We start from the raw sequence: 25956 nt of genomic DNA on the forward strand, positions 1-25956 counted from the left end.
CTTGCACAGAGCGCCTGAAAAGGCTTTTATGAGTGTCCAAGATTTGGGGGCCAGTTCAATGTTTTTCAGACGGCCTTATATTGGACACGAAACCAAATACATACCAAGGAATCATTCTATGACTGCCAAATCATGGCATATCGAGGAAGGCAAGCCTTATCCCATGGGCGCGACCCTGACAAGTAAGGGTGCGAATTTCACCTTGTTTTCCATCAATGCCGAAAAGGTCGAATTGTGTCTGTTTGATAAAGATAAAGAAACCCGTTTGGAGATGCCTTCACGGCGCGGTTCGGTATTTTACGGATTCGTGCCGGATGTTAAGGCAGGGCAGCGGTACGGTTTTCGTGTGTATGGACGTGAAAACGCAGAATACGGCTCATGTTTTAATCCCAACAAATTGCTAATTGACCCGTATTCCAAAAAATTGACGGCAAACCAAGCTACCGTACCGCCGAAGAAATGGCATGGTTCAGGCCGGAGGATGAACGCGACAATGCCGCCGTTGCGCCGAAAAGCGTCGTGATCGGACGCAGCCGATTTAATTGGGCCAAAGATTGCCGTCCGGAAATACCGTGGGGCAAAACCATTATTTATGAAGCCCATGTCAAAGGGTTTACCAAGCAGTTCCCCGATTTGAAATATGCAGGCACTTATAAGGCCTTGAGTGATAAACGGTTTTTGGCTTATCTGCAAGAATTGGGGGTGACGACGGTCGAGCTGCTGCCGATTCATTATCATCTGGACGAATACCATCTTCAGCAGATGGGTTTGAGCAATTATTGGGGCTACAACACTTACTCCCATTTTGCCGTCGAGCCGTCTTATGCCGATAATCCCGAGCGTGCGGCGGCGGAGTTTAAACAGGCAGTCAAAGCCTTGCATCAGGCAGGTTTGGAAGTGATTTTGGATGTCGTGTACAACCACACGGCAGAGCAGGACGACAAAGGCCCGATGCTGTGTCAGCGCGGTATCGACAACACCTTATGGTATTGGCACACCTCTTACGGCAGCTATGAAAACTGGTCAGGTTGCGGCAATACGCTCAATATTGTCCGTCGCGACGTTACCCGTTGGGCGACAGACAGCCTGCGCTATTGGGCCGAAGAGTTTCATGTTGACGGCTTCCGTTTCAACTTGGGAACCGTATTGGGACGCGAACCCGATTTCCAATCGTACGGCCGTTTTTTCCAAGTTCTGTATCAAGACCCTATATTGGCTGGTTTGAAGTTGATTGTCGAAGCCTGGGACATCGGCGAGGGCGGCTATCACTTGGGCAATTTCCCGCAACCTTTTGCCGAATGGAACGGCCGTTTCCGCGATGATATGCGCGCGTTTTGGTCATGGGAAAGCGGTAATTTAGGCGCATTTGCCGAACGCTTGGCCGGGTCGTCCGATATTTTCAACCACAGCGGCCGCCATCCTTTCGCAGCATCAATTTCATCACCGCACATGACGGCTTCACTCTGCGCGATTTGGTCAGCTACAACGAAAAACACAACGAAGCCAACGGTGAAAACAACCGCGACGGGCATAATGAAAACATCAGCTACAACCACGGCGTAGAAGGCGAAACCGATGATGAAGAGGTTTTGCTCAACCGCGAATACACTTCCAAAGCGTTGCTTGCCTCCTTATTTTTATCCAACGGTACGCCCATGCTTTTGGCAGGCGATGAGTTCGGCAACAGTCAGCAAGGCAACAACAACAGCTACTGCCAAGATAATCCGATTACATGGTTGGATTGGCAAAATAAATCTCATGTGTTGCAAAGTTACACTCAAGAGCTGATACGCGTCCGCAGCCAAATCAAGCTGCTGACAGATGATTGCTGGTGGGAAAAAGAGCGTGTGCAATGGCTCAATGCTGATAGCAGCCCGATGACCGAATATTGTTGGCACAACAGAGGCAGCAAGGTGATTCAGATTGTTTTGGACGACGAGTGGCTGCTGTTGGTAAATGCCAAACGTAGTCGTCAGTTATTTAACCTGCCTCAAGGTAATTGGGAAATTTCTTGCGTACCATCAGAGAAATTAAATTACGAAGGACCAGGAAAATGTGTTGTTGAGCACATGGGGATTTGGATTTTGCATAAAACAAATTAAATGAGAATTAAATGTGAATTAAACTATTGTTTGATTAACTCTTTGATATGTTGTTGGTATTTGTTCATTTTTGGCTTCGTGGTATAAATGGAAAATGCCAATGAGATGATTAATGATTTGGTTGTTAATCAAATGTTTTATAAAGAAAAAATATCCTTTTTTAAAACCTTTCCGCTATAATTCCCTTATTGTGTAACAAACCTACGCGTCATTCCTTTCAGACGGCCTGTTGCCGTTGTCAGGCCATCTGAAAACCGAGTTTCGTTGTTTTTAATAAAACCATCAGGCGCGTTGTCCAGTGCCTCACGCTAGAGAAAGGCTTCCATGGCTAAGAAAAAACTCCCCATCTCCGGTTACGATTATGTAATGCCTAAACCGGACGCCGAAACCATCCGTAAATCCATCGTTTACAAGCTGATTTTTATCTTGGGTGTAGATCCGAAGGAGGCAACTTCACATCAATGGCTCAACGCCGCCATGCTTGCCGCGCGTGACCTGATTGCGGAAGATTTACTCAAAACACGCCGCGCCCACATCGACAACGGCAAACGCATGGTTTATTACCTGTCTATGGAGTTCCTGCTCGGCCGTTCGTTTGTCAACGCGCTGATTAACGAAGGTGTTTACGCCGAATTTGAAGAAGCCTTCAAGCAACTGGGTAAAGAATTTGCCGATGTCTGCGAACAAGAAGAAGATCCAGGTTTGGGTAACGGCGGTTTAGGCCGTCTGGCCGCCTGCTTCCTCGACTCTTTGGCAACCCTGCGCATTCCGGCCATGGGCTACGGTATCCGTTACCAATACGGTATGTTCAAACAAGAAATCGTGGATGGCCAACAAGTTGAAAAACCCGATTTGTGGCTCGACCAAGATTTGGCATGGCAGTTTGCCCGTCCGAACAAACAATATTCCGTCCGTTTCGGCGGTCAAGTATTGAACTTGGGCGACAAAAAAGAATGGCAGCCGAGCGAAGGAATTTCCGCTTGGACATACGATGAAATCATTCCGGGCTATGGCGGCGAATGTGCCAATCCATTGCGCTTGTGGACGCACACGCAGGCAACCTGTTTGACCTTACCGACTTCAACCGAGGCGATTACGCTTCCGCCGTCCGTGCGCAAAACAGCGATGAAAACATCTCACGCGTCCTGTATCCGAACGACTCTACCGAATCTGGCCGTGAATTGCGCTTGAAACAAGAATACTTCTTGGTTTCCTCATCCGTACAAGACATCGTAGCGCGCCATAAATGCCGTTTCACCAGTATCAAAAACCTTGCCAACAAAGTCGCCATCCATCTGAACGACACCCACCCCGTGCTGGCGATTCCTGAGCTGATGCGCATCCTGATTGACGAAGAAGGCATTGCGTGGACCGAAGCATGGAATATGTGCTGCAAGATTTTCTCTTACACCAACCACACATTGATGAGCGAAGTCTTGGAAACTTGGCCGGTCGATTTGATGGGCCGCCTGCTGCCGCGCCATTTGGACATCATCTTTGAAATCAACGCCTACTTCCTCAATGCCTTACGCGCCATCGGTAACTTCGACGACGACTTTGTCCGTCGTGTATCCATCATTGACGAAACCCATGGTCGTCGCGTCCGCATGGCATGGCTTGCCGTAATCGGTTCGCACAAAGTCAACGGCGTGGCCAAAATCCACTCCGATTTGATGACCACATCCATCTTTGCCGACTTTACCAAAGTATTTCCGGAACGCTTTACCAACGTAACCAACGGCGTGACCCCACGACGCTGGATTAACATCGCCAACCCAGGCTTGACCAAATTCTTGGACAAACATCTGGGCAACGAAGACTGGCGTCTGCATCTGGACAACCTGACCAAGCTCAACGATAAAGTGGACGATGCCTCCGTACAGGCAGAATTCGGCGAAGTGAAAAAAGCCGCCAAAGAGCGCCTTGCCAAATACATCGAAACCGAGCTTGGCATCAAAGTTAACACCGATGCACTTTTCGACATCCAAATCAAACGTATCCACGAGTACAAACGTCAAGCATTGAACGTGATGCACATCGTTGACCGCTACAACAAAATCCTGGAGAACCCGGATTTCGATTGGCAGCCGCGTGTGTTCATCTTTGCCGGTAAAGCCGCTTCCGCCTATTACATGGCGAAGAAAATCATCCGACTGATTAACGACGTTGCCAAAGTCATCAACAACGCCCCCCGTATCCGCGATCTGATTAAAGTCGTTTACATCCCGAACTACAGCGTCAGCCTTGCACAAATCATCATTCCTGCCGCCGATTTGCACGAACAAATCTCACTGGCAGGTACGGAAGCATCCGGTACCAGTAACATGAAATTTGCCCTCAACGGCGCAATCTGTATGGGTACGCTGGACGGCGCGAACGTTGAGATTTTGGAAAAAGTCGGTGCGGACAACTGCTATATCTTCGGTAACACCGTAGAACAAGTCGAAGAAATCCGCCACAACGGTTACGACCCGTTGAGCTATATCGAGCGAGACAGCGACCTGCGCCGCGTCGTCAATCGAATCAGCCAAGGCACTTTCTTTCCGGAAGAGCCAAACCGCTACAACGACGTGTTGCAACCATACGGCGACTTCTATCAGCTGATGGCGGATTTCCGCAGCTACATTGACACGCAATACAAAGCGGACGAACACTACCGCAACGTATCCGCATGGCGCAAATCAGCCTTGATCAACATCGCCAACATGGGCTTCTTCTCATCCGACCGCTCTATCGCCGACTACTGCCGCGATATTTGGTACATCAAACCATTGAGCGAAAAAGAATTGCCCGGCAGAAATTAAGCGTTAAGCAGATAGCGAAAGCCGATACATCGGAAAGGTGTATCGGCTTTTTTAGACGGCATGATATAGAAACGAGTAAAACAGCATGGTTATATCGCTGTTTTAGCGTATTTCTAAATGACTCAATTTAAAACCGATATTTAAAACCCAACAGCCATTCGTTTTGGCGGTAGCGGTAATACACCGCGTTGCTGTGTGCGATTGTTCGCCTGAAACGCAGTTCGGGATATACGCCTTTGATATTCCATTGAGGAAAACCCGCCGCAGCCATCATGATGTATTGCTTGTCGCGCCGCCGTTTGTTATCGCTGACGAAACTTGCCGCGTCATACAGGCTGCGGCGGTAGAGCAGGATGGCGTTGAGGTAAGTACCGCTTGAAAAAAAACTATACGCTCCCAGCCGTGTCGTATATTCTTTGCTGGAAGAGGATTTTTCGGGATAGGCTTTGCGTGTAGCATCGAAGTTGGCGAACAGTCCGCTTTTGGGTGTAAGAGAAAATTCTGCCCCTACGCCCAGTTCGTATTGCTTGTAGTCGGCAAAATAAGTTTTGCTTTGTCCGCCGTATCCGGTCTTTTTCGCGCCGGCACGGGCATTGACACGCCAGCGCGGGGAGAGTGTGTGCGACCAGTCGGCATCCGCACCCCATGCGCGGTAGTGGGTGTGGCGGTTGCGGAAGTCGTATTCGAAATAGGGCAGCAGGGAAAAGGAGGAGCGTGCGTCGGCATAGGCGTATCCCGCGTACAGCGAACCGTTGTGATAGCCGTAATCTGGCATAGCCGCCGAATCTTTGTCTTTTTCCGTGTAGCGGTTGCCGTACAGCACACCGCGCACCTGTGCGCCGTGATGCCCTTTGAGCGGGACGGTTTTTTCGGCGGTCGCGCTATAGGATGAGAAGGTCGAATCCGTTGGCGCGGGCAGGGTGCGCTCCATCAGGCACATGCCCGCGATTTCCCACACGCATTGGCTGATGCCGTTGCCTTGGTTTACATTGCTGTTGTAGCCGTAGCCGAGGCTGATTTGGCCGTGCCAGCGGCGGCGTTTACCCAGTTCGGACAGGTAGTTTTCCACGATAGGGCGGGTTTCTGCGGGAATATCCGTTTTCAGAACTTTCTCAAACGCGGCGGCGGACTCTTTGTTTTGGTTGTCTTCGGCATAAAACCGCCCCGCTTCGAGCAGCAGGCGGGGGTTATCGGGTTCGGCTTCCAAGGCCGTCTGAAAACTGTTCCCCGCCGCGCGGAAATCCCCTTCGTCCCGTTTTTGCAGCGCATCGGCCAAATGAATCAGCGCGGGCTTGTGCTGCGGCAGTTTGGCGTAGCGGGCGGCGAACTGCCGCACCTTGTGCCACTGCCGCGCGTTGAGGGCGTGGTAAATCGCGCTTTCCAGTTCTTCCGCCGTATCGCCGACTTGGTAGACTGCACCGTCTATCATGATGTAGTCGTCGTTTTCCTCTACTTCCCCGCGTGCCTGTTCCGTGTCCAGCCAACCGCTTTCGCGGTATTGCTGCGTTTGGCGGCTGCCCTCGTCCAGCAGGCGGCGGCGTTCGTCGGCGGCATCGTCGGACGGGGCGGCAAGGCAGACCGTACAGAGCGGCAGGAAAAGCAGGCAGAGGCGGTGGGTCATGTGATGGGGTCCTTTGGGGCGGGGAGGCCGTCTGAAAGAAGTAAAAACAGAAATTCCGCAAGGCAATGCAGGTTTGCACGGCACTTCGGAAACAGGTCAGCCGCAGTATATTTATGCCTACTGCGGCTGCGGTTAAAAAACGGCGGTTTTCCTGATTGCGGGAACGTACGGCCAAACGCCGAAAACACCGGCATTCCCTAATCGCGTAAGCGGGCAAGGTTATTTTTTCGCGCCGCCGAAGGCTACGTCGTCGCCTACGCCGTTACCGCGTTCGGCATAACCCGCCATGGCTGCCGCGCCATTGCCGTAGAATTGTCCTTTGATGCCTTCGTTATTGGCTGCACCGCTGTTGAATGTACCTTTTGAATTGTTAATTTCAACACCATCAAAGCTCAAATCATTATCGCCTGCGCGTTTCAGTGCGCCGCTCATAGAACCGAATTTATTCGTACCGAATGTGGCTGTGATTTCACCGGTATAGAAATCGTTTTTGCCCGGCGTGTGCTTGTTGATGCCGACAACATTATAGGTGGCAGTAGCTAAGCCCGTAGTGTTTTTGGTCGGGTTGTCGCCTACATACCAAACGGTGCGTTTGCCGTCCGCCATATTCAAATCCGTGCTGTTGTCGGGCGGGTTGCCTTTGCGCGGCGCCCATTCGCCGAAGAAGACGTTGCCGTCGCTGCCGCCCATGCCGGGCACTTTGGCAATCACCAAGCCGCCGAATTTCGGTGCAAAGGGAAGTTTCGGCTCGGTTATTTGGCGCACGCTGTACACTTCGGTGTTGTTGTGGCGGTTTTCATACCACACCTGACCCAGTTTCGGGTTGTAGAACCAGCCGATAACCGGTTTCACATCACCCAAGCGCAGATACTGCGGATTGCGTGTGCCATCAACATTGGCATAGGGGTCGTTGCCGTTAATCGGAACTTTCTGTGTGCCCTGTTTATATTTGATATTATATTTGATACCGATATGTTTAACCGGGCCGTTTTCCAAATTGATGGAGTTTGACCAACTATGGCCGTTGTCGGTACTGAATGCCAAGCCTGCCTTGCCTTCACCAAAAGGCTGACTATCGGATTCACCGGGTTTGACTGTTGTCCAATCTCTATCCTTCCTTTTTTGGCTTGAATCACCTTCCGGAGCGGCGGCGGCTACGCCAAAAATGCCGCACAGCGTTGCGGCCAACAGGGTTTGTTTGAAGATAGACATAATAAGTCTCCTTTTTAACATTAAGTGAATAACAACAAACATCCGCTTTATTGCCGCCGGCTGGCGGAAAAAATGGCAAAAAGCCTTCCCCTGCGGGGCGGTTTGGTTTGTGTATCCCTATGTCCGGCGCGTTTGCCGCGCCTGTCGTTATCCGTCCGGCTAAAATTTCGCCGTCAGCCCGAAGGTAACCGTCCTGCCAGGCCCGGGTGCGGGCACGTTGCTCATCGGGTCAAGGTAGTAGCGGTTGGTCAGGTTGGTGATGCCTAAGTTGACGTTGAGGTTTTTGTGCACCTGATAACGGCCGTACACGTCCCACGTCAGCGAGGGGTTCCAATGGTAGGGCTTGCCGGTGCTGTTGAAGATATGCCCCAAACCCCGCTTCAACAGTTGGTCGTATTGCTTGGTATTGACGCGGCTGTGGTAGATGCCGCGCAGGCCGAATTCGAGTTTCTCGCCCAAGGCGCGCATGCCCGCATCAAGGTTGACCGAATACTTCGGCTGCAGTGCCTGGTAGCCGCGCGTGCTGCCGTAGCCCCCTTCGATGCAGACCGGTATGCCTTTGTAGCCGTAGGGGTCGAAATCGAAGGCTGTGTCGCGGTCGCACATCTGCTGTTTCAGGCGGTAGGTCGCGCCCAGCGCGGCGAAGAAGCGACCGCTGTCGATGCGGCCCTGCCATTCCAGCCCGGCGGTATCCTTGCTGTCGTATTGCACGGTGCGGAAATGGTCGGTGGTCTCGATCACGTTCCGGATGCGGTTGCGGTAGTAGGTCAGGCGCATATCGCCTTGGCGCAGCCGGGCAAAGTGCGGTGCGAAGTTAAAGTTGTAGCCGATTTCCAGGCTGCGGCTGCGTTCCGGCTTAAAGCGGAAATTCGGTGCTTTGGGCGATCCGACATAGGCCAGGTCATTGTAAAAGCTGCCGACTTCGTACACGCTGGGGAAGCGGGTCATCTGCGCGTAGCGCACGAACAGGCGGTTGTTGTCGGTCAGGTCGTAGCTGACGGCGACGGTCGGCGCCCAGGCATGGGCGCGTATCGGTTTGGGCTGCGCCCAGTATTGCTCTTCGGTGTAGTGTTTGTTGATAACCCTATGGGCTGATCCGGTATCACCGCCGGTTTCCGGATAACCGACACCCATATTGGACAGTTTTCCTGCTTTGTAATGATCAAGACAGGTTATTACGCTATTTCTTATACAGTTCTCAGGATTTCCCGGCACTGCCCAATATCGGTAATGTGCCTGATTCAATCCCTGCGGATTGGCAACCTTTTCCTGATAATTTTTCACAAAATCATGGAAATGTTTGGGTAGAGAACCGCTGTCCAGCTTGCCGTTTACAAACGGCACGTATACGGGGCGCACCCGGTACAACGGTTGATTTTGAGAATCATTATAACCTGTACCGTCGCCATAAACAAGCCCGTCGCTGCCGATATAGCTGTATTGATCCTCAACCCGGTAAGTACCATCACTACTATATTTCGGCATATTATAGCGTGCACCGTGCGCCTGCATGGCCCGATCGGCGGCGGCGATGGCGGCATCATTGCCTGACTGGTAGGCGCGCCGGCTCTGTTCGGATACCGCCTCCCAATCGCGCCGCTCCTGATCGCCCACCAGCTCGAAATATGGGATGTACACGCCGTCCGAATAAGTGCCGTGCCCGCCGCCAGCCTGATAGCGCGGGTCGCGGCGGGCGCGGCCTTCGGCCAGGGCGGTATCGAAGCCCCTGAAATTGTGGTAGCGGATGCCGGCGGAGATTTTCAGGCGGTCGGTGGCCTGCCAGTCGAATACCAAGTTGGTTCCCCATTCGCGCCGTTTGCCGCCGCGCGGGCCGGCGATTTTCGTCATGCCGGTGGCCATGCCGGCCAGGTTGAACATATCCTGCGAATTAACCACTTCCACTTCTTCTTCCAGCTTCTCGTTCTGATAGTCGGCGGACAGGGTCATGTGCAGGTGCGGATGAAGGCGGAAGCGGTTGTTCAGGTCGAAGCCCGTGCGGCTGACGCGGGTTTTCTGTTCTGCGCCGGAAAGTACACGGTATTGTCCGTTGTCGTTGGGCAGGATTTTCATCACTTCTTCTTTGCTCAAACCGTTTACGCCGAAATCGTCCATCAGGCTGCTGCAACTGCTGTAGCTGTCGGCATAATCGGGCGGAAGTTGTCCGCGTTTGGTGCACCAGTGCCAGACATCGTAGTAGGGGTCCGGTTTGGCGGCAGACAAATCCATGCCGCCGCTCTGGTGGCGGGTGGTATTGGTTTTGATGCGCCACAGGTTGGCTTGCAGGTCTATCCAGCGGCTGTTTTCGGGCTTCCAGTTCCAGCCGAGTTTGTAGGTGTCGGTGCGGATATTGGAATCGATACTTTGCATCTGCGGCGACAGTGCTTTGGGGCGGTTGCTGGGATTGTATTCTTCCATATTCATCACATAGGTGGTATGGAAGGGGTTGATTTCGCCAAAGCGCACGTCGGTGCGCATATACTGCCAGCCAAGTTTATGGCTGCCGGGCAGATGCCAGTTGTTTTTCAACAGCAGGGTTTTGGTTTCGGTGTTGCTGTTGAGCACTTCCACGCCGGGATGGTAGACCTTGGCCATATTGGGCACGAAGGTGGCAGAGTTTTTGCAGTTGAAATCGCTGCCGCCTTGGTCGTAGCATTTTTGCAGGTCGTATACCGGATTGTGCAGGTAGCCTTCCGCACCTTTGCGCCCGGCGAAGTAGTTGCCTTTGTTGCGGTAGCTGTAGGCGGCCAGGCCGTCTGAAAGTTCGGTTTTGAAGGCGGCGGCGGCCATATAGCCGCGGTCGTTGCCGAAACGCCGATTATCGCGGCTGCTTTTATGTTTGGGCGGGGTCAGGCCGTCGGCCACCAAGGCCTGCGGGCTTTGCTGGCCGGTATGCGGGTCGACGCCGCCGCCCGCGCCGTCCGCCGTCGCGCCGAAAGGCAGGGTTCGGTAGTCTTCCCAGCCCAGCCATTGGTTGAGGTTGTTGGCCTGTTTGTTGCTGTTGTTGGAGAACTCCGTTTTCAGCTGGAAGCCGAATTTCTGCCCTTCCGGCACGATGTCGTCGGCTTCGATGGTGCGGATGGTGACCGCGCCGCCGACGCCCGATTTCACGCCGCGCGTGAGGGCGGGGCTTTTTTCCACCGCGATGCTGCGGAACAGGGCGGGATCGAGGTAGTTGCGGTCGCCCACGCCGTAGTTGTTCATCCATACGTCTATGGTTTGCTCTGTACCATCCACGGTAACGGGGATGCGGCCCTTGCCGGTGATGCCGCGTATATTGGGCGTAATCGCGCCGCCGGCGGTGCGGGTGTTCATGTTGTACACGCCGTTTAGGCCTTTGAGCACGTCGCCGGCGGATTGGACGCGGTAGCGTTCGAGGTATTCTTTGCCGACGTAGGCGTTGGAGACGTTTTTGTAATACACGTCGTCCGCGCCCTTTTGGTCGTTGGTACGTTTGCCACTGACAACAACAGTATCCAATTCCTGGTATTGTTCTGGTCGAGCTGAGGCTTCGATGGTATCAGCAACGGTTAATGTACTGAATGCGCTGGCAAGGCTGAGAATGATTATTTTGGGTTTGGGAGTAAAAGCAGACATAGTTTCTCTTTGTTAAGAACTTAATATAAGAGGTTAAAATACTCTTTTATATAAAAAATATAAAATTTTTAAATATTATTAATATTTATATTATAATTGATTATTCTTATCATTATTGAAATAATCTAATAAATAGTCGTTTTTATCATAATTTTTTTTGGATAATATTCAGATAAATAGAGATATGAAAAGGCCGTCTGAAAACTTTCAGACGGCCTTTTGTTTTATTTGCTTTGAGAATCAATCAAGCAAGATTATTTTTCAGCTTCTTCAAAGCCGACGACTTCGAGGCCGAAGCCGGTGAGGCCGGTGAAGGATGACGGCTGGCCGAGGACGCGCAGTTTTTTGACGTTGAGGCCGGCGAGGATTTGTGCGCCTATGCCGTAGCTTTTGCTGTCCCATTTGTAGGCTTGGTTTGCGCCTTTGGGTAGGGTGCGGTCGAGTAGAGTAGCGCCGTCTTCGGTACGGTGTAGGAGGATGACTACGCCGCTTTCGGCTTGTTGGATGCGCTCAAGGGCTTTGGGCAATGACCATGAATGGCGCGGGTTGGCTTGGATGAAGTCCATTACGCTGAAGGGTTCGTGGACGCGGACAAGGGTTTCTTCGTCGGCGGTTGGTGTGCCTTTGACGAGGGCGAGGTGGGTTTCGCCGGAGAGTTTGTCGACGTAAACGTGTTGTTGGAACTCGCCCCACGGGGTTTGTACGGGTGAGTTGCCCATGTCTTCGAGCAGGCTTTCGGTGCGGCTGCGGTATTCGATGAGGTCGGTAATGGTGCCGATTTTGAGGTTGTGTTCTTCGGCGAACTTCATCAGTTCGGGCATACGCGCCATGGTGCCGTCGTCGTTGATGATTTCGCAGATGACGGCGGCGGGAATCAGGCCGTTCATTTGTGCCAGGTCAACGCCGGCTTCTGTGTGTCCGGCGCGGACGAGTACGCCGCCTTTTTGGGCGCGCAGTGGGAAGATGTGGCCGGGTTGGACGATGTCTTCTGGTTTGGCGGATGGGGAAACGGCGGTTTGAATGGTCAGGGCGCGGTCGGCGGCGGAAATGCCGGTGGTAATGCCGTGGGCGGCTTCGATGGAGACGGTAAAGTTGGTGCCGTATTGCGCGCCGTTTTTCTGGGTCATCATGGGCAGGCCGAGTTTTTCGACCATTTCGCCGTCCATCGGCAGGCAGACCAGGCCGCGTGCGTTTTTGATCATGAAGTTGATGGCTTCGGGGGTAACGAATTGGGCGGCCATCAGCAAGTCGCCTTCGTTTTCGCGGTCTTCGGCATCGGTGATGATGACCATTTTGCCGGCTTTGATGTCTGCTAGGATTTCGGGGATGGTGGAGATGTGGGACATGGTATTTCTTTCTTGGCTGATGGTGGGGGTGTGGCGGTCTTGGTGGTCTTGATCCAGCCACATGTCAGGCATATTGGCTGCCTGCTCGATTTTTCGGGCTTTTTTCTCGCCGAAAGATTTGTTTTTCAGCAGTGCGGACAGCTCGCCTTGGTTGATGGCGATGGCTTGGGCAAACTTGGTCTGCTGGCCGTTGTGGTGTTGTGTTATCCATTGCCGCAGGTTGTGGCGGCGCAGGTCGGTGGTATTCATGATGAGATGAAATTGAATTGTGTGTAATGGATTGTAGTCTTGTCTTTACCAAAAGGCAAACTTTGTTTATTGGAATTTTTTTATTACTTTTTGGTAATAAGTTTTAATGTTTCAGACGGCCTGGGTATGGCTTGAAATTGACGGTTTTGGGAGAATATGGGGAATGTTCTGATGATTATTTTAACGGGGGATGTTTGAAATGAAAATGCTTGGGCGCGGATTGGTCGTGCTGGTGTTGTGTGCGCTGACGGCTGCGGGCGGCTGGTTTTATGCCCTGCATGGTCAGAACGAAGAACATCAGGTTTTGTCCCGTGAGGGGGTTTTGATGCAGATTAAGCAGATGAACCGCTTGGAAAGTACGGCATTTTATATCGATACGATTATCCGTACGGAGAAAAAAGGGGATTGGCGCAGGCTGTGGCAGGATTCGCAAAGCGGTATTTTTATTGTGCGCGGTAAGGTGTTGGCCGGTTTGGATTTGGACAAGTTGGGCGCGGACAATGTCAATATTGTGGACGATAAGGTAATTATCAGTCTGCCGGCGGTGGAAATCTTGAGCGTGGATTTGGAAAATATCGAAGTGTACGATATTCAGACCGGCTCGTTTAATTTGCTGCCTATGGATAAGTCTGTATTTAAGACGGTGCAGGAAGAGGCGAAACGGCAGGTATTGCAAAGCGCGTGTAAGGCTGAGATTTTGGAACATGCCAACCGTCAGGCGCAAACGCAGTTGGAAAACCTGTTTGCATTGACGCAGACGAAGGTGTCCGTCTATCCGGCTGCGGTAGGGAAGTGCGGTTAAATAGATTGCTTGAAAAGATAAGGCCGTCTGAAAAAATTTCAGACGGCCTTTGTTTCATCAAGCCATTTAACCGCGTCGTAAAACGGCGGTATTGATGTATTTTTGAATACCGGTGGCAATGGCTTGGGCGCATTGTTGTCGGAAGGACTCGCTGCCGAGCAGTCGCTCTTCGGTAGGGTTGGAGAGGAAGGCGGTTTCCACCAGAATGGACGGAACATCCGGCGCGCGGAGAACGGCAAAGTTAGCCTCGTCAACGCGGCCTTTGTGCAGTTGGTTGAGTTTGCCTAATTCGGTCAGGACGGAATGGCCGAGCTTGCGGCTGTCGCGCAGGGTCGCGGTTTGGGTCATGTCCAAAATGGCGTTGTCGACATTGGGGTTGCCGCTGGTTTGTACGCCGCCGATGGCGTCGGCGTTGTTTTGGGTTTGGGCAAGGAATTTTGCCGCCGAGCTGGTCGCGCCTTTGGTATTGAGCATATATACGCCGGTACCGCGAGCGGACGGGCTGGTAAAGGCATCGGCGTGGATGGAGACGAATACGTCTGCATTGCGTGCACGGCCTTTGGCAACGCGTACGCCCAATGGGATAAAGATGTCTTCGTTGCGCGTCATGAATACGTTGTAACCCAAGGCTTCGAGGCGTTTTTTGGTTTCGCGGGCGATGGAGAGTACGACGTTTTTTTCTTTGAGGCCGCTCGGGCCGATTGCGCCAGGGTCTTCGCCGCCATGACCGGGGTCGATCATAATCACAGGACGGCGGTTGCCGCCGCTGCCGCGATTGCTTTTAGGGGCAGGGGTGTCGTATGCGATATTGGTATTCGGACGTTGTTTGGGGATATTGCCGTTGAGCAAGGCCATCATCGGGTCGTTGGCATCTGCGCCGTGCGGATAGAGGTCGATAACCAAGCGGTTTTTGAAGTTGCCGACGGGTGCGAGTGCAAAGACTTGCGGATGGGTGCTTTGTTTCAGGTCGATAACGATACGCACGGTGCTGGGCGTATTTTGACCGGCGCGAATGCTGCGAATAAAAGGGTCGTTAGACAGCACTTTGCTGGAAATGCCTTGCAGGACGCTGTTGATTTCCGCTCCTTGAATATCCACGACCAACCGGCTGGGGTTGTCCAACATAAAATGTTGGTATTTCATTGAGTGGTTGCTCTCAAGGGTGACGCGTGTGTAGGCGTGCGCCGGCCAAATGCGGACGGCAAGGAATTGCGCAGGAGAGGCCGGTTTGGCCAATGCGGCACCAACGGGCGTGAGGGTGAGAAATAGTCCTGTGCCTTGACGGAGAATGTGTCTTCTAGTTAATTTGACCATGATTCTAAACTTTTTCGGCCTTGGTTTGTGTGGGCGGAAAAGGTGCAGGTTCTGCCCTTATCGGTGTACGTCAATGTAATGGTAATGTCTGCCGGAGGCGTGAATTCCCCACCTTGCTGCGGCCATTCGATGAGGCAGATGCTGTCGGGCGCAAACAATTCGTCCAAACCGGCATCTTCCCATTCCTCGGGCATGGTAAAACGGTAGAGGTCGAAATGGTGGAGGGTGAATGCATCCAGCGGATAAGATTCGACAATGGTGTAAGTCGGGCTTTTGACTGCGCCCGTATGTCCAAGTCCGCGCAAAATCCCGCGTGTCAGCGTGGTTTTGCCTGCACCCAGCCCGCCTTCAAGATAGATGGTCAGCGGAGCGGAAAGTTGCTTGCTCCATTCTTTACCCAGTTTCAGGGTTGCTTCTTCATCGGGCAGAAAACGGGTGTACAGTCCGTTTGAGTGCATGGAATAGGCCTTGTCGTTCAAAAGGCTTAATTATGATGGAATTGGCAGCGTTTGCAAACCTGATAGACGATAAAGTTAGATAAAGATAGTGTTGAGGCCGTCTGAAAACGGAATTCAGACGGCCTTTAATGTTAAAATGAAAATATCCCTCACAAAATTGCGAGACAGCTTATGCCTTTATCTATAGACGAACAATTATTGCCGCACCGCAACGCCATCGACAGCATCGATGCGGAAATCCTCCGTTTGCTCAACGAGCGCGCCGGTCATGCGCATGCTATCGGCGAATTGAAAGGGACAGGCGCGGTGTACCGTCCTGAACGGGAAGTGGCCGTTTTGCGCCGGATTCAGGATTTGAACCGCGGCCCTTTGCCTAATGAATCGGTCACCCGGCTGTTTCGCGAGATTATGAGCGAATGTTTGGCGGTAGAACGTCCGCTGACGATTGCCTATTTGGGCCCGAAGGGAACATTTACCCAGCAAGCCGCCATCAAACATTTCGGCCACGCCGCACACACCATGGCGTGTACCACCATCGACAACTGCTTCAAACAAGTTGAAACGCGTCAAGCCGATTATTTGGTGGCGCCGGTAGAAAATTCGACCGAGGGCTCGGTGGGGCGAACTTTGGACTTGCTGGCTGTAACCGCTTTGAAAGCTTGCGGCGAAGTGGTTGTCCGCATCCATCACAACCTGCTGCGTAAAGACAGCCACGAAATCGGCGGCATTACCAAAGTTTTCGCCCATGCCCAAGCCTTGGCGCAATGCAATGACTGGCTCAGCCGCAACCTGCCCAATGCCGAGCGTATCGCCGTAGCCAGCAATGCCGAAGCAGCGCGTTTGGTTGCCGAATCTGACAGCCCGAATGTGGCCGCCGTTGCCGGACGTATCGCTGCGGAAATTTATCAGTTGAGCTTTGCTGCCGAGTGTATCGAAGACGAACCAAACAACACCACGCGCTTCTTGGTGATGGGCCATCAAGAAACCGGCCGCAGCGGCAATGATAAAACCTCTTTGGTCGTATCCGCGCCCAACCGTGCCGGTGCCGTTACTTCTTTGTTGCAACCTTTCACCGAGTTGGGTATTTCCATGACCAAATTTGAAAGCCGCCCAAGCAAATCGGTTTTGTGGGAATACCTGTTCTTCATCGATATCGAAGGCCATCAAAGCGATGAAAATGTCCAAAAAGCCTTGCAGCTTTTGGGCGAACGCGCTTCCTTCGTGAAAGTTGTCGGCTCTTATCCGACCGTTGTTTTGTAAGGATTATTGGGTATAAAAGGCCGTCTGAAAATATTCAGACGGCCTTTTATCGTTTTATCGATTAGCGTTCGCTTAACGCTTGTTTCATACGCGTAATTGGTTTGATCAGGTATTGGAAGATGGTTTTTTCACCGGTTTTGATGTCCACCGTTGCAACCATGCCCGGAATAATCGGCATAGGTTTGCCGTTTTTGTCTTTCAGGGAGTTGTTTTCAGTTTGGACGAGAACACGGTAATAGACTTGGTTCGGGTCAAGTTTCAAGTCGTTGGCACGGTTTTGCATGGAGTTGCTGACGGTATCGGCGCCGACGAGGGTAACTTTGCCTTCTAAACCGCCGTAGATGGAGTAGTCATAGGCACTGACTTTAACCAATGCAGGTTGGCCTGCGCGGATAAAGGCGATGTCTTGCGGACGGATATAGGCTTCGACCAGCAGTTTGTCGTCAACGGGGATGATTTGCATGATGTCTTCGCCTGCATTCACAACGCCGCCGATGGTGGTGACTTTTATGCCTTTGACGATGCCGCGCATAGGCGCACGGATTTGCGAGCGTTCAACCGGATCGGCACGCATGGCAACGTTTTCTTTGGATTGCGCCAGCTCGGATTCGGCTTGCAAGAGTTCGTTGTTGGCATCGGCTTTGTAGCGGTTGCGGCGTTCGGAGATTTGGGTGGCCAAGTCTGCGGAATCGCGGCGCATTCTTAAAAGTTCGACTTCGGAAACCACGCCTTCGGCAACCATAGGTGCGGTAATGGCGATTTCGCGGTCAAGCGCGGCCTTGCTTTGGGAGAGGCCGCTGACAGCGTCGGTCATGGCTTGACGGCGTGCTTTGTAGGCGGCAATTTCGCGACGGCGAAGCTCAGGGCCCACGCTGTCAGGGAAGGAGAGCTTGATGCCGTAGGCTTCGGCTTTAAGACGGGCAATAGTGGCTTCGAGGTTTTCGACTTTGGCTTCGCTTTCTCGTAAAACGGCAGAGCTGCGCGTGTCGTCGAGTTTCATCAGAATCTGATCTTTCTCGACCATGTCGCCTTCTTTAACCATGATTTCGGTTACGATGCCGGGATCGAGGCTTTGGATTACTTGCTCACGGCTGCTGGGAATGATATTGCCGTTGCCGCGGGTCACTTCTTCGACAGGGCTGTTGTATGCCCAGACGACGAAGACAATCAGGAAAAGGAAGAATAGGATGATGATCCAAAATTGGCCGCTGTGTTTTTCTTTTTGAAGGGCGGCATTGAGGTCGTTGATGAGGTGTAGGTCTTTGGATTTGACGTTGTTTTCGCTGCTCATAATCGTGTATCTTTATTGTGTTTGGTGGATTTTAACCATTAGGGCAGGCCGTCTGAAAGGGTAAGTAGGTTTCAGACGGCCTTTTGCTTTATTGTGCTGCCGATTGAGGGGCGGCGGCAGCTTGTTGTTGCTGCTGTTTGACTGCAGCAGCTTGTTGCTGTTGTTTGACGTTGGCTGCTTTGGCCTGTTCGTTTTGCATGAGTTTTTGCAATACCAGATCACGCGGGCCGTCCATCACGACTTTGCCATTGTCCATCACAATGATTCGGTTGACGATTTGCAGCACTTGCGGACGGTGGGTCACCAAAAGCATGGTGCGGTTGCGGCCCCATTGGGCAATGGCATTGAGCGCCATACGCTCAGTGGCTTGATCCAGGCTGGTGGTCGGCTCGTCCAGCAAGACGACTCTCGGGTTGCGCAAGGTCATGCGCGCCAGGGCGATGATTTGTTTTTGACCGCCGGATAAGCCCAAACCGTCTTCACCCAAAGGCATATCCAAACCACGCGGATGGTTGCGGATGATTTTGTCGAGGCCGAAACGGTTGAGCGCAGTCAGTAAGTCTTGGTCGGTAGAGTAGCTGCCGGTACGCGCCAAGTCCATGTTTTCACGCAATGTGCCGAGGAACAGGCGTGGCGATTGGCTCAGCAGCAGGACTTGATCGCGCAGGAAGTTGGGGTCAAGCTGGCGCATATCGACTCCGTCAAGGGTAACGTTGCCTTTTTCAGTGTCGTACAGACCGCTGGCCAGTTTGAGCATGGTGCTTTTACCGCTGCCGATGCGGCCCAAAATACCGACTTTTTCGCCCGGTTTGATGGTCAGGCGCAAATCTTCGACGGCGCTATTGTTGTCGGCTTGATATTTGAACGATACGTTTTCAAAGGTAATACTGCCTTGAACGTTGTCTAAAGTAATGTATTTGCGCTCCGGATTGCGCTCGATAGGGCGGGTAACGATATCGTTTACGCCTTTGAGGGCAAGTTTGGCCTGTTGGAAGCGGGTCGCCAGACCGGCGATTTGTGCCAACGGCGCCAAGGCGCGGCCGGACAGAATCACGGAGGCAATCAATGCACCCATGGTGATGCGTTCCGCATGGTTGTCGGCATGAATCAGATAGGTACCGACGACGACCAAAAAGACGGTATTGAGCTGTTGCATGGCAACGGCAAAGTTGACCATGAAGTTGCTGGTGTCTTTGACTTTGATGGAAGAAGCGGAAGTTTTGGCGGTGTATTCGTCCCAACGTTGTTGCGCCCAAGATGTGGCGTTGTTGGTTTTCAGGGTTTCGATGCCTTCGATGGCTTCAACGGCAAGGCCGGAGCGTTGCGAACCTTCTTTCATCGATTCGTTGATGTGGCGAGAGAGCGGGCGTTGTACGACAAAACCGACAATCACGACAATCGGAATGATGGTCAGGGGAACAAGTGCCAGTTTGCCGCCGACCATGGAAATCACGAAGATAAACAGCAACAGGAAAGGCAAGTCGACAATAGTCAACAAGCTGGCACTGGTCATGAACTCGCGCACGGCTTCAAATTCGCGCAGGTTGCTGGCGTATGAACCGGAAGAAGCAGGACGGTCTGCCAGACGCAATGCCATCACGCGGCGGAACAGGGCGGAGCTGATGATCAAATCGGCTTTTTTACCGGCAATATCGGTCAAGTGGCCGCGAATCATCTTGGCGGCAAATTCAAACAAAATCGCCAAGACCACGCCGATGCTCAATACCCACAAGGTTTCATAGGCCTGGTTGGGAATCACGCGGTCGTACACGTTCATCACATACAGGGAGCTGACGAGCGCAAGGAAGTTGATGATGATGGTGGCCAAAATGACTTGGTAGTAGTAGCTGCGGAAACGCCAAATGACTTTCCAAAACCATGCTTTGGGCAGATGGTATTCAGGCAACTCCGAGCGCATATCGGTCGCCATTTTGGGTTTGATAAACCAGCAGTAGCCCAAATACAGGCCGGAGAGCTGCTCATGGCTGAGTTCCTGTTCCAAACCGTCAACCTGGCGGATATGGTATTTGCGCTCTTGGCCGGAGCCTTCGATTTGGGTGATGACCGCAGCCTCTTCGTTGTGCAGGATAATCATGACCGGCACGGCGAGCGAGGGGATGTCTTCCAGATTGCGTTTGGATAAGGTATTTTCAAAGCCGTGGCTGCGCAGGACTTCGACCAGTGAGTGATAGTTGACTTTGAGCTTTTTGTCGCGTACGACTTCGGCGGACAAAGCGGCTTCGGATACGGGCGCACCCAAAAGGCGGGTCACTAAAACGATGTGTTCAATGATGGTTTTCATATTTTTTCGCGTAATGTTTTTGGTTTAACCGGCGGATATGGCTTTATTTTTGTGCCAAACCGACCCAAGCGGAGATTTTGGCCTGGGTATTTAAATAGTCGAGTGCCGCATCGCGGAAATCGTTGCGGGCGGCAACGTAATCCTGTTCGATGGAGGATAACTCGCTGTATGCGCTCAAAACGTCGGTCAGCGTACGTCGGGCGATTTTAAACTGCAATTCGTACACTTTGATGACTTCTTTTTGGGCGGCGATGTGTTGCGCCGTCAGCACGGTACGCTGTTCGCTTTCCTGCATATCGATGGCGGATGTTTGAACGCGTTCGTTCATGTCGCGCAGGATTTGTTCGGACTTGGCTTCTGCGGCGATCAATGATTTGGCATTGCGTTCTACATTGTGTCTTGCGGCAATATCCAACACATTCCATGCAACGTTTAAATAAAGCTGTCTGGTGTTACGCGTTGCACTGCCTTCCAAATTGAGGGCAGGCAGGCGTTCGGCTTTGGAAGCGTCCAAATCGGCACGGACGCTGTCGCGCTCGGCCAATTGCGCCTGATAGGACGGATTGTTGTTGCGGTTGGGGTTGTTGAAGCGTTCGCTGATGGATTTCGCCGTGTCGTTTTTAAACGGATCTTCCAAGTCGTTGGCAGTCAGCTGGCGCGAGGTATAGCGGGACAGGCGGCTCAGTGCCAAATCCATGGTGCGGCGTTGTTGGGCGATAATGTTTGCCACTTGCAGTTGGCGCGCGCGCGCTTCAATCAGCTCGGAACGGCGGCCGGCATCATATTTGACGATGGTGTCCAAGTCTTTTAAGAGGTTGTTGTGGCGCGCCAAAGTCTGTTCGTTGAGGACCAGGGTTTCTTTTGCACGCAATGCGCTCAGATAGAGGCGGCCGATATCGCTGCCCAGCTGCTCTTGGCTTTCGGTGTATTTGTGTTGATAGTATTCTTCGCGGCTGCGGTCGCGGCGGACGGCGGCTTCAATCGCTCCCCATGAGTAGATGTTTACGCTGCCACGCACGCCAACACCGTCTTTCATATCGTTGCTGGAATATTTATTGTGTTGCGCCAGCACTTTCGTGCCGGTCAGGGTCACGACAGGATAATGACGCGCATGCGTGGCTTTGGTCGTGCTTTGCGCTGCTTCTTGAGTGGCTTTGGCTTCACGCACAATCGGGTCGCTGACTAAAGCGTCCCTGAGGATGTCTTGCAGGCTGTATGCAGAGGCCGTCTGAAACGGCAACAGACAGCAGGCAACGGCAACGGCCGATGACAAGAAACGGGGCTTTGTGGGGGAAGAATAACTATGCGACATGATTTTTAACCAAATGATTTATATATTATCGTTGTCTGTATCGGGTATCGCCTGAGGCATGACCGGGCGAATTTTGAACGAGAACGCATACATTTACAAAGCATAAAGCATTTTTTCCAGCTTTTCACAATATTCTGATAAAAGGTCGAGATACATGCCTTAAAGTATATTATTGCAGAGCGCGACTATCGTATTTAATGATTTTAATGTAAAAAATCTATCAAAAAGGCCGTCTGAAAGGATTTCAGACGGCCTTTTTCAATCTTAATCCTTGCGTTGCAATACAGTGGCAAAAAAGCCGTCGGTTTGGTGTTCTCCGGAGTTGAGGCGCAGGTATTTTCCGGTATCCAAATCAATCTTCAGGCTTTGCAGCAGTTCGGCACAGTTAACGAGTTCAAATTCGGGGTGTTCGGACAGGAAACGTTCGACTTGCAACTCATTTTCTTCCGGCAATACGCTGCAAGTGGCGTACACCAAACGGCCTTGTGGTTTCACCAGTTTGGAGGCGGCATCAAGGATGCTGTGTTGCTGTTCCAAAAGGTTGGCCACGGTCTCGGCGGATTGGCGGTATTTGAGGTCGGGATTGCGGCGTAAAGTACCCAAACCGGAGCAGGGCGCGTCCACCAACACACGGTCGGCTTTGCCTGCTAGTCGGGCAATACGGGGATCGTGTTCACTGCTGATGCGTTCGGGGTGGATATTGGTCAGTCCGGCACGGGTCATGCGCGGTTTGAGGTTGGCAAGGCGTTTTTCGGCGATGTCGAAGGCGTAGATTCTGCCTTTGTTGGCCATTTGCGCACCGACAGCCAAGGTTTTACCGCCGGCGCCGGCACAGAAATCGACAATGATTTCGCCACGTTTTGCGCCCACCAATAAGGCAAGCAGCTGGCTGCCTTCGTCTTGAACTTCCAGCGTGCCGTCTAAAAACAGTTCGTGTTTGTTAAGCGCGATTTTGTTTTTCAGGCGGATGCCCCAAGGCGAATAAGGGGTTGCCTCTGCATCGGCACTTTCGGCTTGCAACAATGGCAGCACTTTATCACGTTTGCTTTTCAGGGTATTGACGCGGATGTCGAGCGGGGCAGGTTGGTTGATGCTGCGGCCGAAGGCGAGGATTTCTTCTTCGCTCCAATGCTGTTGCAGCTGTTCCACCAGCCATTGCGGCAATTCTGCGGCGGTATTCAGGCTGTCTGAAAACTCGGTTTTACGGGCTTTCAAATTGCCGAGGAACTCTGTTTCTTCTTCATCAAGTAGGTCTTTGATTTGGCTGATGTTGGTGCTTCTGCCCAGAACCAGTGCGGCGAGTGCGGCTTTGTGCGGCTGCGCGTGCGGACGGCGTAGGACGGTACTGATTTTTTGATAGTGGCGCAGCGCGGCAAAGGCGGCTTCGGCGATTTCGTGGCGGTCTTGGCGGCCGAGCTTTTTGTGTTCGCGGAAATAGGCGGAGAGGACGGCATCGGAAGGCTGTTTGAAAGTCAGCATTTCAGCCAAAACTTTGGCGGTATGGTCGAGTTGTGTGGCGTTCATAATGTAATGGGTTCTCTTAAAGTTGGTAAATAGTTTCAGACGGCTTTCATGATGCGTTCGATTTCGTGCCAAAAGCCGTCCGGCCGTAATTCCAAAACGGCAATCAAGCCTTGGTCGATACGGCGGATTTCGGTTTCGTTCAATGTTTCGGTTTCGGCGACACGAGCAGGCGCGAGGTAGGCCATACGGTCAGGCAAATGGTAGCGTGCTTCTTGGCGTTCAAACCCGTATTTCGACCAATCTTGAATATAGATGCCGCGCCAACCGTATGGGTTAAGCGGCGGCTCAAAAGCATGGAAACTTTGTGGAAAAAATCCGATGCCGCGCACGATGGAAGCAGGAAGCGGATTCTCCGGCAGGCCTTGTGCGGCTAAGGTCGCTTTGCCTTGCGGCGTATGTAGTAGCTGAGATTGCTGTACCAATTTGGCGGCTTTGTCCGTCAGCGTATCTTTAGGATTGAGGCCGCGCAGGTTCTGCACTTGGTCTCCGCCGTAGTATTTACACGCCAGCTCGATATGGTAGGGCTGTTGGTTGAGGGAAGCGACAAAATCCGCGGCGCCTAAAGTTTGGCCGTCTGAAAAAACGGGCAGGTTGTATGCGTGCAGTTTGGCGTGCGGCGCGTTGGTAAACCAGAAAGCCAGCAGCTCTTCGGCATAAATGCCGAGACGATGGCCGAACGGGGCGCGTTGGGCAAGGTAATCCGTCAGCGGAGCGGGATCGGCGTCCAATGCCAAAAGATAGCGGAAACCATGTTCCCCCAGTAGTTCGCGCACGCTCAATTCGCAACCGCTTTGCCACAAAGGCGGCGCAGTCAGCAGCGAGGCGAGGTCGCGGACGGGTTGGCTGGTGAGTTTCCACCATAATGCGTCTAGGGCGTAATTCATGCTTATCCGAATATCAGTCATGCCGTCTGAAAAGCTTGTAACGTTTTCAGACGGCCTTAAATCAGTCTTTTTTATGGATACGGTGGCTGACGGTATTGAAAAAACCGCGCAGGATATCGATGTCTTCGGTTTGCGTATTGGCACGTCCGAACAGGCTCTGCATACGGCGCATCAGGCGCTCGCCGTTGCGGCGGTTGAAAAAGCCGATGTCGTTCATCACGCTTTCCATGTGGGCGACCATGCCTTTGATTTGCTCGTGGGTCGCGGCGTGGTCTTCCTGTTGAAGATGGGTCATGGGCGAATCGGTTTGGCTGAAGATTTCATAACACACGACCTGCACGGCTTGGGCGAGATTAAGTGAGAAATAGTTGGGATTGCCGTTGATGGTCATCAGTCGGTTGCAGGCTTGGACTTCTTCGATGCTCAAGCCGAAAGTTTCGTTGCCGAAAACCAGCGCCACTTTCTCGCCGCGGTTGGCGGCCTGCAGTAATTCGGGCACTAAGTCGCGCGGCGTTTGCAGCGGCGCGGTGATTTCGCGGCGGCGGCTGGTCAGGGCGCAGGCGATGGTGGTGTCGGCAAGGGCTTCGTCCAAAGAAGCGGCAATGGTGGCATTTTCCAAAACGTCCGCCGCGCCGGAAGCGAGGATGAAACTTTCTTCCGGTAATTTAAACGATTGCGGATGCTCCGGATCGAACACAGGCGGATTTTCCGTCATCGGCGTTGCCATCAGATTGGGGGCGACGATGGTGAGTTTGTGCAGGCCCATTGTTTTCATGGCGCGCGCGGCAGAACCGATATTGGCGGGATGGCTGGTGCGCGTGAGGATGATGCGGATGTTGTCCAGATAAGCGGGCAGGGCGGGTTTTTCGGAAGTCATGTTTTGTTTTCTGTTTGTACGGGAATCAGGTATAATACGCCATCTTTTTGTTTTCAGACGGCCTTTTTCCATGCCGTCTGAAATGTTCTTTAACAGCATCGGAAACGATTAACAGCCTCTTGTGTGCCTTGTTCGGCGCATCAGGGCGTATTTTACCTGAATTAGAAAGAAAACCATGAATCCGTTTTTAAATACCGCTTTCAAAGCCGCCCGTAAAGCAGGGCAAATGATGATTCGCGCCGCCGGCAATCTGGATGCCGTCAAAGTAGACAGCAAAGCATTCAACGACTTCGTTTCCGATGTTGACCGCAGCTCCGAAATGATTTTGGTGGAAGCGCTTAAAGAAGCCTATCCGCATCACAAAATCACTTGCGAAGAAGGCGGCTCCCACGGTAAAGCTACCGCCGAATACGAATGGATTATCGACCCGCTTGACGGTACAACCAACTTCCTCCACGGCCATCCTCAATACGCCATCTCTATGGCACTCCTGCACAAAGGCGTGTTGCAAGAAGCTTTGGTGTACGCACCTGAGCGCAACGATGTGTACATGGCTTCTCGCGGCAAAGGCGCATTGCTCAACGACCGCCGCATCCGCGTTTCCAACCGCATCGAATTGAACCGCTGCCTGATCGGTACCGGCTTCCCTGTTGTCGATCAAAGCATGATGGACAAGTATCTGGCGATTTTGAAAGATTTCTTGGCAAAAACCGCCGGCGGCCGTCGTGAAGGCGCGGCTTCTTTGGATTTGTGTGCCGTTGCGGCCGGCCGTTTGGACGGTTTCTTCGAGTTCAACCTCAAACCTTGGGATATTGCCGCCGGTGCATTGATTGTCCAAGAAGCAGGCGGCATCGTTACCGATATGTCCGGTGATGAAGGCTGGCTGGAAAGCGGCGACATCGTTGCGGCCAATCCTAAAGTATTGGCGCAAATGCTGAAAATTATTGCTGATCACCAATAAGCGTTTGTGGGGAACGGTCTGTATTTATCTTTGCAGGCTAGAG

At 52.5% G+C, this 25956-nt stretch carries 15 protein-coding genes and 2 pseudogenes; 5 read left to right on the forward strand and 12 right to left on the reverse strand.

Annotated features, from left to right (window positions below):
• Positions 1-118 precede the first annotated feature (118 nt).
• Positions 119-2102, forward strand: a pseudogene (gene glgX, locus ACTHSQ_RS00005) (glycogen debranching protein GlgX).
• A gap of 570 nt (positions 2103-2672) precedes the next feature.
• Positions 2673-4906, forward strand: a pseudogene (locus tag ACTHSQ_RS00010) (glycogen/starch/alpha-glucan phosphorylase).
• A 127-nt stretch (positions 4907-5033) separates the two neighbouring features.
• Here ACTHSQ_RS00010 and ACTHSQ_RS00015 read toward each other — a convergent pair.
• The 4 genes from ACTHSQ_RS00015 to ribBA form a co-directional block, all read right to left on the reverse strand.
• The gene (locus ACTHSQ_RS00015) at positions 5034-6527 is read right to left on the reverse strand and encodes a surface lipoprotein assembly modifier (protein WP_440370867.1); all 1494 of its coding nucleotides are present in this window, start codon (positions 6525-6527) and stop codon (positions 5034-5036) included.
• Between the two features lie 219 nt (positions 6528-6746).
• Positions 6747-7739, reverse strand: coding sequence for a Slam-dependent surface lipoprotein (locus ACTHSQ_RS00020; RefSeq protein WP_250600080.1), 993 nt, complete (start codon positions 7737-7739; stop codon positions 6747-6749).
• Positions 7740-7898: 159 nt separating this feature from the next.
• Positions 7899-11333 carry a TonB-dependent receptor domain-containing protein gene (locus ACTHSQ_RS00025; RefSeq protein WP_440370868.1) on the reverse strand — a complete coding sequence of 1145 codons (3435 nt, stop codon included), beginning with the start codon at positions 11331-11333 and terminating at the stop codon, positions 7899-7901.
• 254 nt (positions 11334-11587) lie between these two features.
• Positions 11588-12928, reverse strand: coding sequence for a bifunctional 3,4-dihydroxy-2-butanone-4-phosphate synthase/GTP cyclohydrolase II (gene ribBA, locus ACTHSQ_RS00030; protein WP_003683202.1), 1341 nt, complete (start codon positions 12926-12928; stop codon positions 11588-11590).
• Positions 12929-13118: 190 nt separating this feature from the next.
• Here ribBA and ACTHSQ_RS00035 point away from each other — a divergent pair, with 190 nt between their 5' ends.
• Complete coding sequence (locus ACTHSQ_RS00035; RefSeq protein WP_003683145.1) at positions 13119-13730, forward strand: DUF4230 domain-containing protein; 612 nt, start codon at positions 13119-13121, stop codon at positions 13728-13730.
• Between the two features lie 66 nt (positions 13731-13796).
• Here the strand turns inward: ACTHSQ_RS00035 and ACTHSQ_RS00040 are convergent, their stop codons facing one another.
• Both ACTHSQ_RS00040 and tsaE read right to left on the reverse strand, forming a co-directional pair.
• Positions 13797-15044 carry an N-acetylmuramoyl-L-alanine amidase gene (locus ACTHSQ_RS00040; protein ID WP_250590200.1) on the reverse strand — a complete coding sequence of 416 codons (1248 nt, stop codon included), beginning with the start codon at positions 15042-15044 and terminating at the stop codon, positions 13797-13799.
• On the reverse strand, positions 15032-15502 hold the full coding sequence (gene tsaE / locus ACTHSQ_RS00045; protein ID WP_440370869.1) for a tRNA (adenosine(37)-N6)-threonylcarbamoyltransferase complex ATPase subunit type 1 TsaE: 471 nt from the start codon (positions 15500-15502) through the stop codon (positions 15032-15034). The genes ACTHSQ_RS00040 and tsaE overlap by 13 nt, the downstream gene beginning before the upstream one ends.
• 171 nt (positions 15503-15673) lie before the next feature.
• Here tsaE and pheA point away from each other — a divergent pair, with 171 nt between their 5' ends.
• Entirely contained in the window at positions 15674-16762 is a 1089-nt protein-coding gene (pheA, locus tag ACTHSQ_RS00050; protein ID WP_440370870.1) for a prephenate dehydratase, read from the forward strand.
• Positions 16763-16823: 61 nt separating this feature from the next.
• Here pheA and ACTHSQ_RS00055 read toward each other — a convergent pair whose 3' ends face one another.
• The 6 genes from ACTHSQ_RS00055 to ACTHSQ_RS00080 all read right to left on the reverse strand — a co-directional run bounded on the left by ACTHSQ_RS00055 (position 16824) and on the right by ACTHSQ_RS00080 (position 24952).
• The gene (locus ACTHSQ_RS00055; protein WP_440370871.1) at positions 16824-18053 is read right to left on the reverse strand and encodes an HlyD family type I secretion periplasmic adaptor subunit; all 1230 of its coding nucleotides are present in this window, start codon (positions 18051-18053) and stop codon (positions 16824-16826) included.
• Positions 18054-18141: 88 nt separating this feature from the next.
• Positions 18142-20355, reverse strand: a complete 2214-nt coding sequence (locus ACTHSQ_RS00060; protein WP_440370872.1) for a type I secretion system permease/ATPase — start codon at positions 20353-20355, stop codon at positions 18142-18144.
• Between the two features lie 43 nt (positions 20356-20398).
• Positions 20399-21628 carry a TolC family protein gene (locus tag ACTHSQ_RS00065; RefSeq protein ID WP_440370873.1) on the reverse strand — a complete coding sequence of 410 codons (1230 nt, stop codon included), beginning with the start codon at positions 21626-21628 and terminating at the stop codon, positions 20399-20401.
• Positions 21629-21931: 303 nt separating this feature from the next.
• Entirely contained in the window at positions 21932-23191 is a 1260-nt protein-coding gene (locus tag ACTHSQ_RS00070) for an RsmB/NOP family class I SAM-dependent RNA methyltransferase (RefSeq protein WP_440371052.1), read from the reverse strand.
• Between the two features lie 35 nt (positions 23192-23226).
• Positions 23227-24096: a DUF1853 family protein gene (locus ACTHSQ_RS00075; RefSeq protein WP_440370874.1), complete on the reverse strand. Its 870-nt coding sequence runs from the start codon at positions 24094-24096 to the stop codon at positions 23227-23229.
• Between the two features lie 40 nt (positions 24097-24136).
• Entirely contained in the window at positions 24137-24952 is an 816-nt protein-coding gene (locus ACTHSQ_RS00080; RefSeq protein WP_070712323.1) for an RNA methyltransferase, read from the reverse strand.
• Between the two features lie 175 nt (positions 24953-25127).
• Here ACTHSQ_RS00080 and ACTHSQ_RS00085 point away from each other — a divergent pair, with 175 nt between their 5' ends.
• Positions 25128-25913 (forward strand): inositol monophosphatase family protein, encoded by a 786-nt coding sequence (locus ACTHSQ_RS00085; RefSeq protein WP_188209057.1) that lies wholly within the window; start codon positions 25128-25130, stop codon positions 25911-25913.
• Positions 25914-25956 lie beyond the last annotated feature (43 nt).

It is taken from the genome of Neisseria sp. P0009.S008 (assembly GCF_051958615.1).
In the GTDB taxonomy this organism is placed as follows: domain Bacteria; phylum Pseudomonadota; class Gammaproteobacteria; order Burkholderiales; family Neisseriaceae; genus Neisseria; species Neisseria subflava.